Source organism: Cytobacillus gottheilii (assembly GCF_900166665.1).
GTDB lineage: Bacteria > Bacillota > Bacilli > Bacillales > Cytobacillaceae > Cytobacillus > Cytobacillus gottheilii_A.
On record NZ_LT800494.1, the window covers coordinates 892,908 to 907,206 of the forward strand.

At 37.8% G+C, this 14,299-nt stretch carries 16 protein-coding genes; 11 read left to right on the forward strand and 5 right to left on the reverse strand.

Going from position 1 to position 14,299, the window contains the following annotated elements:
* Positions 1-3: 3 nt before the first annotated feature.
* Positions 4-213, forward strand: a complete 210-nt coding sequence (locus tag B7E07_RS04330) for a hypothetical protein (RefSeq protein ID WP_080844240.1) — start codon at positions 4-6, stop codon at positions 211-213.
* 51 nt (positions 214-264) lie between these two features.
* Here B7E07_RS04330 and B7E07_RS04335 read toward each other — a convergent pair whose 3' ends face one another.
* The gene (locus tag B7E07_RS04335; protein ID WP_080844241.1) at positions 265-1,263 is read right to left on the reverse strand and encodes an NAD(P)/FAD-dependent oxidoreductase; all 999 of its coding nucleotides are present in this window, start codon (positions 1,261-1,263) and stop codon (positions 265-267) included.
* A 325-nt stretch (positions 1,264-1,588) separates the two neighbouring features.
* Here B7E07_RS04335 and B7E07_RS04340 point away from each other — a divergent pair, with 325 nt between their 5' ends.
* The 5 genes from B7E07_RS04340 (at position 1,589) to B7E07_RS04355 (ending at position 5,753) form a co-directional block, all read left to right on the forward strand.
* Entirely contained in the window at positions 1,589-2,803 is a 1,215-nt protein-coding gene (locus B7E07_RS04340) for an NAD(P)/FAD-dependent oxidoreductase (protein ID WP_080844242.1), read from the forward strand.
* Positions 2,804-3,232: 429 nt separating this feature from the next.
* Positions 3,233-3,715, forward strand: a complete 483-nt coding sequence (locus tag B7E07_RS04345) for an NUDIX domain-containing protein (RefSeq protein ID WP_080844243.1) — start codon at positions 3,233-3,235, stop codon at positions 3,713-3,715.
* Between the two features lie 155 nt (positions 3,716-3,870).
* The gene (locus B7E07_RS23495; protein WP_176215111.1) at positions 3,871-3,996 is read left to right on the forward strand and encodes a YuiA family protein; all 126 of its coding nucleotides are present in this window, start codon (positions 3,871-3,873) and stop codon (positions 3,994-3,996) included.
* A 245-nt stretch (positions 3,997-4,241) separates the two neighbouring features.
* Entirely contained in the window at positions 4,242-4,565 is a 324-nt protein-coding gene (locus B7E07_RS04350; protein WP_080844244.1) for a YuiB family protein, read from the forward strand.
* A 483-nt stretch (positions 4,566-5,048) separates the two neighbouring features.
* A complete protein-coding gene (locus B7E07_RS04355; RefSeq protein WP_080844245.1) occupies positions 5,049-5,753 on the forward strand; it encodes a 3D domain-containing protein in 705 nt (234 codons plus the stop codon).
* A 61-nt stretch (positions 5,754-5,814) separates the two neighbouring features.
* Here the strand turns inward: B7E07_RS04355 and B7E07_RS04360 are convergent, their stop codons facing one another.
* Complete coding sequence (locus tag B7E07_RS04360; protein ID WP_080844246.1) at positions 5,815-6,294, reverse strand: divergent PAP2 family protein; 480 nt, start codon at positions 6,292-6,294, stop codon at positions 5,815-5,817.
* A gap of 305 nt (positions 6,295-6,599) precedes the next feature.
* Between B7E07_RS04360 and B7E07_RS04365 the strand changes: the two genes are divergently transcribed.
* Entirely contained in the window at positions 6,600-8,105 is a 1,506-nt protein-coding gene (locus B7E07_RS04365) for a leucyl aminopeptidase (RefSeq protein ID WP_080844247.1), read from the forward strand.
* A gap of 39 nt (positions 8,106-8,144) precedes the next feature.
* On the opposite strand, the gene B7E07_RS04370 is transcribed toward B7E07_RS04365, so the two are convergent.
* The 3 genes from B7E07_RS04370 to B7E07_RS04380 all read right to left on the reverse strand — a co-directional run bounded on the left by B7E07_RS04370 (position 8,145) and on the right by B7E07_RS04380 (position 10,015).
* Entirely contained in the window at positions 8,145-8,711 is a 567-nt protein-coding gene (locus B7E07_RS04370) for a GNAT family N-acetyltransferase (RefSeq protein ID WP_080844248.1), read from the reverse strand.
* A 72-nt stretch (positions 8,712-8,783) separates the two neighbouring features.
* The gene (locus B7E07_RS04375) at positions 8,784-9,320 is read right to left on the reverse strand and encodes a GrpB family protein (RefSeq protein ID WP_080844249.1); all 537 of its coding nucleotides are present in this window, start codon (positions 9,318-9,320) and stop codon (positions 8,784-8,786) included.
* Between the two features lie 224 nt (positions 9,321-9,544).
* On the reverse strand, positions 9,545-10,015 hold the full coding sequence (locus tag B7E07_RS04380) for a CBO0543 family protein (RefSeq protein ID WP_080844250.1): 471 nt from the start codon (positions 10,013-10,015) through the stop codon (positions 9,545-9,547).
* Between the two features lie 231 nt (positions 10,016-10,246).
* Here B7E07_RS04380 and B7E07_RS04385 point away from each other — a divergent pair, with 231 nt between their 5' ends.
* The 4 genes from B7E07_RS04385 (at position 10,247) to B7E07_RS04395 (ending at position 14,250) form a co-directional block, all read left to right on the forward strand.
* The gene (locus B7E07_RS04385; RefSeq protein WP_373886041.1) at positions 10,247-11,374 is read left to right on the forward strand and encodes a TIGR04053 family radical SAM/SPASM domain-containing protein; all 1,128 of its coding nucleotides are present in this window, start codon (positions 10,247-10,249) and stop codon (positions 11,372-11,374) included.
* Positions 11,375-11,835: 461 nt separating this feature from the next.
* Entirely contained in the window at positions 11,836-13,146 is a 1,311-nt protein-coding gene (locus tag B7E07_RS04390; protein ID WP_080844252.1) for a Na+/H+ antiporter family protein, read from the forward strand.
* A 117-nt stretch (positions 13,147-13,263) separates the two neighbouring features.
* A complete protein-coding gene (locus B7E07_RS23500) occupies positions 13,264-13,422 on the forward strand; it encodes a hypothetical protein (protein ID WP_176215112.1) in 159 nt (52 codons plus the stop codon).
* A 234-nt stretch (positions 13,423-13,656) separates the two neighbouring features.
* Entirely contained in the window at positions 13,657-14,250 is a 594-nt protein-coding gene (locus B7E07_RS04395) for a sulfite oxidase-like oxidoreductase (protein WP_080844253.1), read from the forward strand.
* Positions 14,251-14,299: the final 49 nt, after the last annotated feature.

Below are 14,299 nucleotides of genomic sequence, written 5' to 3' on the forward strand. Positions count from 1 at the left end.
ATTATGGGATATCGCCGTAATAATGATAACGTTGCAGGGATTTTTGACGACAATTTTAAAGTGAAGGTGAATGCTCATATTGATGGCGAAGATTTTTGCCGTGCTGTTCGCCGCTGTCTGCTCAATGATCTTGTAGCTGGTGCAGAGGATGACAACAACAACGATGACGATAGAGATTGCTGCTGTCATAAGCGCAGAAGATCTTGGATCTAATCGAAAAAACTCCGGAAGGCAATAGCCTTTCGGAGTTTTTTTAAACGGTAATTATTTATCGAATAATGAAGTACTGTGTAATGGCTGTACTCTTGCTTTTGGATCAATATATGATTTCGCGTTATTTACTGCTGTCGGTGCTTCACCAAAACCGCTTGCAATCAGTTTCACTTTTCCATCATATGTTGAAATGTCACCTGCAGCATAAATGCCTTCGATGTTTGTCTCCATTTTAGAATTTACGACGATCGAATTCTTTTCAATATTTAGTCCCCACTCTTTGATTGGACCTAATGAAGATACAAAACCATAGTTTACAATAACAGCATCCACATCAAAAACTTCTTTTTCTTTGCTTGTTACATTTTCAAGAACGACTTGATGAACACCTTCATCATTTCCAACGAGTTCAGACGGCACATAAGGTGTTTTTACTTCAACCTTTGAATTATGAAGATTTTCAACACTGTGCTCATGCGCGCGGAACTTGTCACGACGATGAACAATCGTTACTTTTTCAGCAATCGGTTCAAGCATTAAAGCCCAGTCAACAGCCGAATCTCCGCCGCCGAATACAACGACCTTTTTGCCCGCAAATGAATTAAGATCATCAATAAAGTAATGAAGATTTTTCCCTTCATATTGCTTAGCACTTTCTAATTCAAGTCTACGGGGCTGGAACGCACCATTGCCGGCAGTAATAATAATTGCTTTCGTATAATGTACCTCTTTATCTGTTGTTAATTTAAATGTACCATCAGCTTGTTTTTCTAGCTGTTCAACAGCTTGTTCTAAGCAGACTGTCGGTTCAAACTTTGCCATTTGCTCTTTTAAATTATCTACTAATTCTTGTGCACGTACTTTCGGAAAGCCAGCAACATCATAGATATATTTTTCAGGGTATAATGCACTTAATTGACCGCCAAGCTGTGGCAAGCTTTCAATAATTTTAACGGATGCCTGTCTCATACCACCATAAAAGGCAGTGAAAAGTCCAGTTGGTCCTCCCCCGATAATGGTTATATCATAAACTTTTAGATCTTCACTCAAAGTTAATCCCTCCAAATATGTATTTTTCACTTTCATTAATATTACCATAAATACGTCTTTTGCTCACCATTTCTTAAACTTGTAATAATTCTTTTCTGATTAATCTAAAAATTAATAAAGTATGATTTTATCTTGAAAAACAAGTAAAAGTAGCATAATATGAAATGGGAGTACTAATGTTAATTTTCTGTGACAATTCTAGAACATTTTTTTGTCCACGTTCGTGAATTGAATCACAATCTTTTTTCGGTATTTATAAAATAAAATAGTATAAAATTGCGGAACATAACGTTACGCAAAAAATTAAAAGGTGGAAGTGATAGACTTGAGAAAGCCCAAAATAGTAATACTAGGTGCAGGTTACGGCGGATTAATGACTGCTACTCGCCTTCAAAAGGCTGTAGGGACAAATGAAGCTGACATCGTATTAATAAATAAAAATGATTACCATTATGAAACAACCTGGTTGCATGAAGCATCTGCAGGTACGCTTCATCATGATCGTGTAAGATATGATATTTCTGGAGTAATTGACCGAAATAAGGTTGAATTTATTCAAGGAACTGCCGTAGAGATTAAAAAAGAGGAAAAGAAAGTAGTACTTGAAAATGGTGAAGTTGAGTATGACTACTTAGTGGTTGCTCTAGGTGGAGAATCTGAAACATTCGGCATTAAAGGTTTAAAAGAATATGCATTCTCCATTGTAAATGTGAATGCTGCACGCCAAATCCGCGAGCATATTGAACTGCAATTTGCAACATATCATACAGAAGAAGTGAAAAAAGACGAGCGACTTACAATTGTTGTTGGTGGAGCTGGCTTTACAGGGATTGAATTCTTAGGTGAATTAGGTAACCGTATTCCTGAGTTATGCCATGAGTATGATATTGACATTCATAAAGTTAAAGTAATCTGTGTGGAAGCTGCTCCAATGGTCCTTCCAGGTTTTGATCCAGATTTAGTAGAGTATGCTGTAGCACACCTTGAGAAGAAGGGTGTAGAATTCCGCATCGGAACAGCTATTAAAGAAGCAACTCCTGAAGGAATTATCGTTGCTAAAGGCGAAGAAGAGCCTGAAGAGATTAAAGCTGGCACAGTTGTTTGGGCAGCAGGAATACGCGGAAATGCTATTATCGAGAAATCAGGGATTGAAGCAATGCGCGGCCGTGTAAAAGTTAATCTTGATCTGCGTGTACCAGAGCATGAGAATATTTTTGTTATCGGTGACTGTTCACTAATGATTAATGAAGAAATTAATCGCCCGTATCCTCCTACTGCACAAATTGCGATGCAGCAAGGTGAAACATGTGCAAAAAATATTGCAGCACTTATTCATAACAAACCTCTAGAAAACTTTAAGCCAGATATTAAAGGAACAGTTTGCTCATTAGGTGAAAATGATGCTATTGGTGTTGTCTTCGGCAAAAAGTTAGTTGGGAAAAAAGCTTCCTTCATGAAAAAAGTGGTAGATAACCGCTCATTATACATGATCGGCGGCGCAGGTCTTGTATTGAAAAAAGGTAAATTCAACGTTTTATAATAGATAGATGGGAGAGAGCAGACTATATAGTCTGCTCTTTTTTAATGGTGTTTTACAAATGAGTTTATGCGATGTTTTTGAGCGTAGTACGGCTCTAATCATACCCTCGATAAGTAGTATCTGGATTTTGGAGTCGCGATTCTGCTCTAATTACACCTCTGATCCCTAGTATCTGGATTTCGGAATCGCGTTTCTGCTTGCATAACACTAAAAATATAGTATTTGGATTAAGTAGTCGTATGTTTTTATTTGTACCTTATTACTCAATCAAACAGACCTGAACTCATGTCTCCTCAAATCCATTTAAGAAACCAAACTAGTTACAAAACGAATTAAGGATCTGTCTATTTCTAAGGTGGATACCATTTTTTCCTATGTTAAAATATTTACTAAAGCAGAGCAAAAAATCTTAATTAGGGAGGAAAATAGATGAGCAAGAGGGGGAACGTGTGGCTTGCCGCAGCTGGGTTAGTCATTTCAGAGAAAGGTGAATGGCTTGTAGTAAAGAAAAAATATGGAGGACTGAAAGGAATGTGGTCCATTCCTGCTGGTTTTGTTCATGAAGGTGAAACGGCAGATGCAGCAGCAGTCAGAGAGGTTTTTGAGGAGACAGGAATTTCGTGCAAGGTAAAAGGAATGATTGGCTTAAGAACAGGAGTAATTAAAGAGGAAATCAGTGATAATATGCTCATATTTTTATTAGAGCCACTAGCAGAAAGCAACATTAAAATACAGGAAAAAGAAATTGAAGAGGCTATGTTTATAAAGCCTGAACATATTGTTAATCAAACGCAATCCTCGATTATGCTTAAGCACTTATTAAATCGTTCAGAAGAAATCATGCAGCAGGCAATTGAAAACATAAATCCTGGTAAGCAGTTTTCTTATACGGCATATAAACTATTTTTATAATTTTCTGATATATTGAGATAACGAAAGGTTTTCATAGCAAACAACCTTTGTATGCGTTTACAGTAAAGGTTTTCAGTCGATTTTACCCCTTTTCAAAAAGTCAGATCCTTGATATATTATCAGAAAATTCAGTGGTAAGAGGAGATGACAGCGCAATGAAATCGAACAGCTACGATACAAAAAATTGTCCATATTGTTCAGGAAAGGGTTATTTTCAACTCATACTTGGCGGATCAGAAACATGCTCCTGCTGCGGTGGATCAGGAAAGAAAAAAGACTAACTATAAAGATAAATTTGACTATAAAATGGTGTTTCAGTAGAGCTCTCAGATTGAGGGCTTTTTGTTTTGCAGATGTTCAAGTGAACAATACCCCTTATTGTGGAGACAATTTTGGTATAACCAGTCGTATTCTAGATTCTTTAAATTTAAGCTAGTGAAATCTCCCTTTCTTCCCAATTATAGTTGACGATATTCTACTCTTTTCAGTACACTAAATATTGATGTGCTAAGGGGGACAAATACTAATGCAGATGACGATATTTGTATTGCCAATTTCAATGCTTTTATTTTTCGTATTATTTTTTGGAATCGGTTTTATTTTGAATATGCTTTTAAGAATGTCTTGGATTATGGCCATAATTTATCCAGTTGTAGCTATTTTAATTATTGATCAAGTGCGTTTTATAGAATATTTTACCAACACGGGGTTTGCTTTCTCAGATCTTGGTACAGAATTATCAAGTTTGGCCATGGCTGATATATTGATTTTAAGCAGTGGGATGGCTGGTGCCATCGTAGCTGGCATCACGATTAAATTGCTGCGCAAAAAGGGATATCGTATGTTTTAATACTCTGGGTCAAAACACTGTTGTTGTTGTTTTGAGGTCAACTTAACAAGCAAATAAAAAGCAGTCCAACTCTAAAGAGAATTGGACTGCTTTTTATTACGGCTTTTCATAAGTGTGGTGTAGCATAATCTTTTAGCGCATTTTCAGTGTGTCGGAATATAAATGGGGAATTCATGTAATGAAAACCAATAGGCGCAAAAATTTCTGTTACATGTGCCGTTTATTTTTCCATGAATGCAATATAATAAAGCTTGCTTAACAAATTCCCTGGTAAGTAAGCGAAATATCCCGATAAAAAGGGTGGTTCATTATAATTTTGAACTTTAAAACCATTATTAAATATGCATAAAAAAGCTGAAAAGATAGACTTTTACTATTGTTCAATAATTTGAAAATAAGAAATTTTTTCGTTTACTCTCTTAACTTATGAATATTTTCTGCTCAGATGGGAAATGAATATGGTTGGGAGGAGTGAAATTTAGTATGAATACATTAAAAAATTGGACAAGACGTATTGTAATGAGCATTTTAGTTATGGCTGCAACATTAACGACGTTTGAAACGATTTCAGGAGTAGAGGCACGAGAGGTTGCTGAAGTGGCAGCTGAAAATAATGAATATTCCCTAATGGACAAGGTAACTCATACATTTAAATCGGTTGGAGTAGCTTTTAAAAAATTGCAATTGGCAACAGTAGGGGAATCGCAAATTTCATCAAGTGAACCAGTTGTGGGAGCACCGCCAACTTTGGAAGAGTCGATTGACTGGTCACAATATCAGCGAAAAAATGTCATTGCAACAGGTTATACTGCTTACTATGAATCAACAGGAAAACACCCTGATCACCCAGGTTTTGGTATTACATATTCAGGTGTTAAAGTGAAGCGTGATCTATACTCAACAGTTGCTGCTGATCTAAATGTATTTCCGATTGGTACGATATTATTCATTCCAGACTACGGATATGGTGTAGTTGCCGATAAAGGCGGAGCCATCAAAGGAAATAAACTTGATCTATATTATGAAACGGTTGATGAAGTATATGAACACTGGGGTAAGAAAACGCTAGACGTCTATGTGGTCAAAATGGGCGATGGCTCCTTAACTGAAGAAGAACTTACGGCACTAAATGAGAATGAATCCATGCAGGTATTCCGTCAGGCGTATATTAAATCTGCTGAAGAATAATAGGATAGAACAAGTAAAAAGACAGGGATTCCCTGTCTTTTTGTGCTTTTGAAACTGCTTTTTACAGGATCAAAAAATAGTATAGGACGAGAGTAAGCAGAATTCCGGTTAATCCCCCAAATAGGACTTCAATAGGTTTGTGGCCGAGAAGTTCTTTTAACTCCTGTCTTTTTTCTTGTTCAGCCTTTTTAGGCCAATCCTTTGCTTCGTCTAAAAACCTTTGAAAATCTGCAACAAGCTTATTAAGTACGATTGCCTGTTCACCTGCTTGTCGGCGCACGCCTGTAGCATCAAACATTGTGATAATCGCAAACACGGCGGATACAGCAAACAGAGCAGAATCCAGTCCAGCTTCAAGTGCCACCCCAGTTGATAATGCTGTAACTGCTGCAGAGTGTGAACTTGGCATTCCCCCCGTACTCGTCAGCAATGACCAATCTAATTTTTTTGTAGCAATAAATGTGATTGGCACCTTTACAAATTGGGCAAAGAAGATGGCAGCAAGTGCTGACCAAAACGGGAAGTTCATAAATAGTTCCATAAAAACCACCTTTAAAATATTTGCACTGTTCTTTTATTACTATTCTTCAATATTATTTCTCTTCATGCAAATAAATCAACTCTTTTTTCGGTGTTTTATTAAAAATGTGAAGAAATTAAATTGTAGGAGCCTGCTGAGTGGTTTGAATTTTTTACTGCAGGGAAAGAACTTTAAAGCGTATGAGTAAAATGATTTCAATGTACCAATGAAGATTAGAGAAAGTTTTTTAGTAACTGGATGGTTAGGAAGTCGAAATAAATCAGATAATTATGTATAATAATAGTATCAATATTGGGGGTGTACATATGTTTACAGTACAATCAGAATTAAATTTAGAAGCAGAACACGAATGTTTAATCATTGGGCTTTTCGATCAGCCACAGAAATTTGAAGGCAAATTAGCTCGTATTGATGAAGCGTTTGATGGCGCTCTAACAGAGCTTGTTAAAAATGGAGACATTTCGGCTAAGCCTAAAGCCATTTCAAAAATACATACATTTCAGAAGGTTGGAAGCAAACGTTTCATTTTTGTAGGTCTTGGAAAAGAAAAGGACTACAGTTTTGATTTAGTAAGAGAAGCATTAGGAGCAGCATTCAAACAATTGCAAGCTGCGAAGATGACTGAAGCTGCCGTTTATCTCGATTCACTTACAGCAGATTCTCTTGACTCTATTGATGCTGCACACGCTGTAACAGAGTCATTTGCTTTAGCAACATATCAGTTTGAAGGTTATAAAGAGAAATCAAATGAGCCTGAGAAAAAAATCGAGCATCTATTTGTATACGGTTCTGAGACTGATGCAGAAGAAATAAAAGCTTCCCTAACGGTTGGCTATGCTTATGGAATGGGAACGAACTCTGCAAGAACGCTTGTGAACCTCCCAGGAAATATGCTGACGGCAACAGATATGGCTGAATATGCAAAAGAACTAGCTGGCAGGTACGATTTTGAAGCAGAAATTTTAGAAAAGGAAGACATGATCAAGCTTGGCATGGGTGCTTTATTGGCTGTTAACCAAGGTTCTGTAGAGCCTCCAAAAATGATTGTGTTGAAATATCAAGGCAAGGATGAGTGGGAAGATGTCATTGGCTTGGTTGGAAAAGGGATCACTTTTGACACAGGCGGATATTCGATTAAACCGAAAGATGGTATAGTCGGAATGAAAAGTGATATGGGGGGAGCAGCGGCCGTTTTAGGTGCCATGGAAATCATCGGTGAACTAAAGCCCGAACAAAATGTTGTAGCTGTTATTCCTTCAACTGATAACATGATTAGCGGAGCTGCTCTTAAACCGGATGATGTCATTACATCCATGAGCGGTAAAACCATTGAAGTTTTAAATACGGATGCAGAAGGCAGACTGGCATTAGCAGATGCTGTGACCTATGCAAAGCATCATGGAGCTAACTACTTAGTAGATGTAGCAACCTTAACAGGCGGAGTGATTGTTGCGCTCGGTACGAACACTACAGGGGCCTTAACGAATAATGAAGCCTTGTTTGAACAAATTTTAGAAGCTTCACATGAAGCTGATGAGCCAGTATGGCAGCTGCCGTTATTTGAAAAGGACAAAAAGCGGGTAAGAAGCAGTAAAATTGCTGATCTCAATAATTCACCAGGCCGTGAAGGACACGCTATTATGGGCGGAGCATTTGTTGGGGAATTTGCGGAAAATACCCCTTGGGTTCATTTGGATATTGCGGGTACAGCAACAACGAATCAAGCCTACGACCTAGGACCTTCCGGAGCAACAGGTGTTATGGCTCGCACACTTGCATTGTTTGTTGAAAGGTTTGAAACACTTAAATAATCCAATTATGAGAGGCTTCCCTTGGGAGCCTCTCTCATTTTATGACGAAGGAGAAGGAGTAGCATCATGTGAGAGAATACCATAACAAACAAGATCGATATATTCATTCTCTTTCTTTACATGCTGTCTTAAGATTCCCTCTTTTTTCATCCCTACTTTTTCTAACACTCTTCCTGATGCTGGATTTGATAAAAAACAGCGAGCAAATACTTTTTGATACTGTTTCTCTTGGAAAGCAAAGTCAATGACGGCTTTAGCTGCTTCTGTACCATAGCCTTTTCCCCAGTAATCTTCTCCAACCCAGTAGGCAAGTTCTCCATGATTAAAATGATGATTGTTAGATAACGCAATTGCTCCGTATAACTCACCCGAAACTTTATCTGTTATGGCGAATTCATATTTTTTATTTTCATTGAAATGGTGTAAATGATGTCTGATCCACGATAAAGCATCTTCCATTTTGTATGGAAATGGAAGGTATAAAGTATTTTTAAAAATATTGTCATTATTGCATAGCTCGGCAACCCGTAATGCATCATCATTAGTAAATAATCTTAATATTAACCTGCTGGTTTTGATTGTTTGAGTGGCTGGATTATAGGCCATTCAGAATTCTCCTTTCTGTATAGCAGCCGAAAACTTCTTTGCTTCCCATGTGTGGAAATAACGAAGACTGCTCTAATTTTGGCTGGTCCTCTTGTTATAAATATCCCTTACAAACTCCTCTTTATATTCGGTATATTCATTAATTCCAGTTGATGATTTCTTTAAGTACTCTTTTTTAATCTCTAAATATCTTTGTCTAGCTGTTTCGTTTGAATTTAGATAGTCTCTAAAGAAAATCAAATTATTCCAAAGTTCGTTTCTATATTCAGTTAGATGTATGTAATGTGTTCTTACTTCATAAGTTTGGTCTGTGAATTTAGCCAATACTATTTCTCCTGGCCGTTCCACCTTTAGCCGTAAAAATCCGCAATTCTTTAAACTTGTGAATAAGCTGCTATTTACATTATTCAAATCATTTACTCCAACTAAAATATCCAAAATGGGTTTTGCGGGCATTTCTTTTATAGCTGTGCTGCCAATATGCTGGATCCAATTCTCGTTCACTTGTATGTTTTGCAGTAGATGATCTCTCACTCTATTAAACTCTTTTGTCCATTCTGGATTGTAATCCACCAATCTGATTTCATCTCTCTTTAATCCTAACTGCACAAATTCAGCTCCTTTGTGTTGGAAAGACTTTTAAGTAATATTATCATAAAATTCAAATATTTAGCAGGGGAACTATGAAAAGCAGCCTTATCTGCATGTCCGTTAGGTTTTTTATAGAGAGGGAATGGAAGAAGGCTATTATCCATCGGAGAAGGCTGAGCTCCCGCAGTCTGGGACAGGAGACTAAGCTTTCTCCAGCAGAATCCATCAATCCTGATTGGCAGTTAGTCTATTCTTCTAATGAAAGCAATAATGCTTCGGCATACTAACAGTTTTAAAGCCAAGCTAATGAGGGAGTGATGCCAATCCCATCCCCTTTTCCATGTAATCAATTTTGTTTTCCTTTCGGCAAAGGTTTCGATTATGACTTGAGGGATAATAAAAGGAAACAATTTTAAAATAAGGCCAAGGGGCTTACTGTCAACCGTCCATTGATTATAGTAAAGCAGCAGCAGTGGATAAAGAATAAAGTCAAAAGGCAGATGAATGACGTACTTCGGAAATAACCGGTGCGGATATTTTAAAAAACCTTTTAGCACTAAATATTTATCTATAAAGGAATTGCCGATCACTGCAACAAGGTAAATAATGACCCAATCCTTTGTTGATCGTTTAAAAATAGCGAATGGCAATAGCACGAGCCCGATGAAACTGATGCAGACTAAAAATAATTTAGATGATCTCTGATTTTTCATTTTGCCCACCTCTTTATTATTTTGTTTCAATTTTAAATATCTAGTCACGAATTATTCGGTAATCATCTTTTTTAGATTGTTTGAATGTGAACAAATTTTCGAATTTATAATAGCTAAATGTAACAAATACCACAGCTTGTCAAATCAATCCTCGATATACTGACTTTGAACAATAATAAATGGGAAAATGGTGATAACATGCATGGCAAAATGGGAGGGCATCCCGGACATATGAACAGGTCGTCAATGGACTTTAATGAAAACCCTTTTATCGTTATTTGGGAAGTAACTAGAGCATGTGAACTGAAATGTGTTCACTGCAGAGCTGACGCGCAATTAAGGCGTGATCCGAATGAACTGACAACAAAAGAAGGTTTTGAATTAATTGATCAGATATATGAAATGAATAAACCAATGCTTGTCTTTACCGGCGGAGATTGCATGATGAGAGAGGATTTGTTTGAACTTGCTGAATATGCAGTGCAAAAAGGTATGCGTGTGTCTATGACGCCTAGTGCAACAGCAAATGTCACAAAAGAGAAAATGGAACGCGCCAAAAGTGTCGGGCTTTCCCGCTGGGGACTTAGTTTGGATGGACCAACTCCAGAAATTCATGATCACTTCAGGGGAACATCTGGCTCCTTTGATTTAACGGTTGAAAAAATCCACTATCTAAATGAACTAAACATGCCGCTGCAAATCAATACTGTTATTTCTCGCTACAACTATGACCACCTTGAGCAAATGGCAGAACTGGTTAAAGAATTAAAAGCAGTGATGTGGTATATCTTTTTGCTTGTTCCTACAGGAAGAGGGCAGCAGGATGCATGCCTGACGCCGCTTGAACACGAAAAGGTGTTTAAATGGCTTTATGAATTAGGCAAAACAGCTCCTTTTGATATTAAAACAACTGCAGCTCAGCATTACCGCCGTGTTGTTTTACAGCAGAAGGTGAGGGACAAGCTGGTAGCTGGGGATAAAATTGAGTACCAGGACACAATTGTGAGAGATGCTGCATCAGGCATCGACGGATTGAGCCGTGCTCCAAAAGGCGTAAATGATGGCAATGGCTTTATATTTGTATCTCATACAGGTGATGTATTACCAAGCGGACTTCTCCCAATCGTAGTTGGAAATGTGCGTGAAAAGCCTTTAAAGGACATATATCGAAATGCCCCAGTCCTAAAGGAACTGCGCAATCCAGATCTTTATAAAGGAAAATGCGGTGTTTGTGAATATCGGTTTGTATGCGGAGGCTCTCGCTCTAGAACATATGCTGTTACAGGCGATTACCTTGAAAGCGAACCATATTGTGTATACATTCCGAAAGAATTAAGAGGGAAGAAAGCAGTATTGTAAAAGTAGAAAAGGCTGGGATATAAAAATGTAACACTATATATAACCGAATGGTTAGAAAGCGAAACTTTCTCATCCTTCGGTTTTTATTGTTGTTTTAAAGATTTTTCTTTTAAAACTTGAGTGAAATGGAGCGGAGGACCCCCGACTCTGTGGGCAATAGAGGAAAAGCTGAGACCCCGCAGGACTTGCTCCGAGGAGGATCAGCTTTATGATCCCACGAAAAAACAGGGCCCGCAGCGCAGGTGGAGCGGGCTGGTTTAATACCTTCGTATTTTAGACATTTCGTTTTATCCCAGCATCTTCTGTTTTTTTATTATCGCAACAAAAAGGACTCCATACTCTTTATCACACTAGCGAACTAAAATAAAATGATTGACATGCACTGCAATACTATGATAATTTTATAATCGTATTTTAGTTCTCTACCAATTTATCGTAATAAAGCAAAAGGGGTTACTATTATGAATTCAGTCATCATTGCTGTATTAATTATGCTATTACTTAGCTTATTCAGAGTAAATGTTGTTCTCGCGTTGATCACAGGTGCTGTAATCGGAGGCTTAACAGGTGGTCTTAACCTAACTGAAACGATTGAAGTCTTTTCAGGAGGTCTTGGAGGAAGTGCAGAGGTTGCTTTAAGCTATGCACTGCTTGGCGGATTTGCGGTTGCAATCTCAAGCACAGGTCTTCCGAATGTATTAGTAGACTGGGTGCTGGGTAAGGTAGCTGTGAATGGAGAAGGCCGAGGAAAAACACTGTCGAAGGCTTTTATGATTTTTGCTATTTTATTAATGGCTTGTATGTCACAAAATGTTATTCCCATTCATATTGCCTTTATACCAATTTTGATTCCGCCGCTTTTAAAGATTATGAATGAACTGCAAATAGATCGCAGACTGATTGCAGCTGTGCTGACTTTTGGGTTAACTGCTCCGTATATGCTGATTCCTGCAGGTTTTGGACAAATCTTTCATGAGATCCTTGCAGAGAATATGAATAATAGCGGACTTGCTATAAATATGAATGATATTCCGATAGCCATGCTGATTCCTGTAGGCGGGATGGCGGTTGGTTTGGCTATTGCGTTTATATCCTATAGAAAAAATAGAAGCTATTCAGATATTAGTGTTGTCGATCAAGAAAAAATCTCTTATCGGAAAAAAGATATCCTTTTCGGACTTGCAGCCATTGCTGCTGCGCTTATTATTCAAATTATGACAGATTCGATGATTATAGGCGCAGTATCAGGATTAATTGTACTTTATATTAGTGGTGCTGTTAAGTGGAAGGAAGCTGATCAGCTTTTAACTGATGGCATGAAAATGATGGCCTTTATTGGATTTGTCATGCTGGCAGCGTTTGGTTTTGCAGAAGTAATGAAGGCGACTGGTGACGTTGAGTCACTCGTTCAGCTTGCGGCAGATGCAGTAGCTGGGAATAAGGCAATGGCTGCGTTGCTAATGCTTGTTGTTGGCTTGCTGGTGACGATGGGAATTGGTTCTTCGTTCTCAACCATTCCGATTATAACAACGATTTTTGTTCCGCTTGCATTAGAACTTGGCTTTAGTCCAATGGCGACGCTCGCACTAGTTGGAACAGCAGCTGCCCTTGGGGATGCAGGTTCACCAGCGTCTGATAGTACACTTGGACCGACATCCGGCTTAAATGCAGACGGACAGCATAACCACATTTGGGATACATGTGTTCCAACATTTCTTCACTACAATATCCCGCTTATCGCTTTTGGCTGGATTGCAGCAATGATTCTATAAATGAGAGAGTGTCCATTTGCTTGGACACTTTTTTTATATAAAGCACAATGCATGAAACTGCTGTTAATTGAATTTTATGAAAATAATTCGGTAAAATAAACCTAAGGAGGTGCAAGCATGTCATTGTGGTTAGTGCTTTTATGTACATCAGGTGTATTACTAACTGTGGGGTTTGCTATTGATACTCACCATAAAATGAACAACCGTAAAATTGATTATGCTCAATTAAGTCTAAAAACAAAGAAAAATTTTGGTGTAAGCAGTTACTTTATGTAGGGGCATAAAGATAGCCTATTGAAACGGTTTTCAATATGGCTATTTTTTTCTGCTGAAAAGCAAAAATTTACTTATACAATACTTATTAGGGTAATAGAAGGTTATGATAAAAGAAAACGATTATTTTCAGGTGCTTTTAATGTGATTTTCATTAATTGAAGCAGTTTGCTGTCTAATGACTGGAAAATTTAACGAATATATAAAACTTATAAAAACAACAAAGGAGAGGTTCATATGTACTTCGGAAAAATAAAAGAACATACTTCCTCCAGAGTTCCGCCGAATCAGAATGTCACAACGACTTTTCCGGTTCTTCACCATGGCAATGTTCCTTATTACTCTGATATGAATCAATGGTCACTGCAGATCTTCGGAGAAGTACACTCGCCTATAACATTAGGATATGATGAAGTATTAAAGCTGGAGCAGAAAGAGTATCAAAATGACATTCATTGTGTCACGGGCTGGTCGAAGCTTGATACGGTATGGACAGGTATATCCTGCAGGTCTATTGCACAGCGTGTAAAAGTAAAAGAGAGTGCTCGTTATGTCATATTACATGCGGAGGAGGATTGGAGCACGAATATCCCGATTGAGGATTTTATGAAAGAAAGCAGTTTGCTTGCTCATTCCTATAACCATGAAAAGCTGACTCCTGAGCATGGTTTTCCATTGCGTGCTGTTTTTCCGCATCTGTATTTTTGGAAAAGTGCAAAGTGGCTAAGAGGCATTGAATTTTCAGCAGTGGATACACCGGGCTTTTGGGAAAGAAACGGCTATCATAATTATGGTGACCCATTTAAGGAGCAGCGCTTTACATGGGATTGACGGAATTTCATTAAATTACTTGAATTCACTTAAGAAATAACTTAAAATT

Excerpts from the sequence above, each read along its gene's own strand:
- B7E07_RS04380 (WP_080844250.1), bottom strand. The coding sequence starts at position 10,015 with ATGAAAAATCAGAGATCATCTAAATTATTTTTAGTCTGCATCAGTTTC.
- B7E07_RS23495 (WP_176215111.1), top strand. The coding sequence starts at position 3,871 with ATGAAATCGAACAGCTACGATACAAAAAATTGTCCATATTGTTCAGGA.
- B7E07_RS04330 (WP_080844240.1), top strand. The coding sequence starts at position 4 with ATGGGATATCGCCGTAATAATGATAACGTTGCAGGGATTTTTGACGAC.
- B7E07_RS04345 (WP_080844243.1), top strand. The coding sequence starts at position 3,233 with ATGAGCAAGAGGGGGAACGTGTGGCTTGCCGCAGCTGGGTTAGTCATT.
- B7E07_RS04355 (WP_080844245.1), top strand. The coding sequence starts at position 5,049 with ATGAATACATTAAAAAATTGGACAAGACGTATTGTAATGAGCATTTTA.
- B7E07_RS04365 (WP_080844247.1), top strand. The coding sequence starts at position 6,600 with ATGTTTACAGTACAATCAGAATTAAATTTAGAAGCAGAACACGAATGT.
- B7E07_RS04385 (WP_373886041.1), top strand. The coding sequence starts at position 10,247 with ATGAACAGGTCGTCAATGGACTTTAATGAAAACCCTTTTATCGTTATT.
- B7E07_RS04395 (WP_080844253.1), top strand. The coding sequence starts at position 13,657 with ATGTACTTCGGAAAAATAAAAGAACATACTTCCTCCAGAGTTCCGCCG.
- B7E07_RS04370 (WP_080844248.1), bottom strand. The coding sequence starts at position 8,711 with ATGGCCTATAATCCAGCCACTCAAACAATCAAAACCAGCAGGTTAATA.
- B7E07_RS23500 (WP_176215112.1), top strand. The coding sequence starts at position 13,264 with ATGTCATTGTGGTTAGTGCTTTTATGTACATCAGGTGTATTACTAACT.
- B7E07_RS04390 (WP_080844252.1), top strand. The coding sequence starts at position 11,836 with ATGAATTCAGTCATCATTGCTGTATTAATTATGCTATTACTTAGCTTA.
- B7E07_RS04350 (WP_080844244.1), top strand. The coding sequence starts at position 4,242 with ATGCAGATGACGATATTTGTATTGCCAATTTCAATGCTTTTATTTTTC.
- B7E07_RS04360 (WP_080844246.1), bottom strand. The coding sequence starts at position 6,294 with ATGGAACTATTTATGAACTTCCCGTTTTGGTCAGCACTTGCTGCCATC.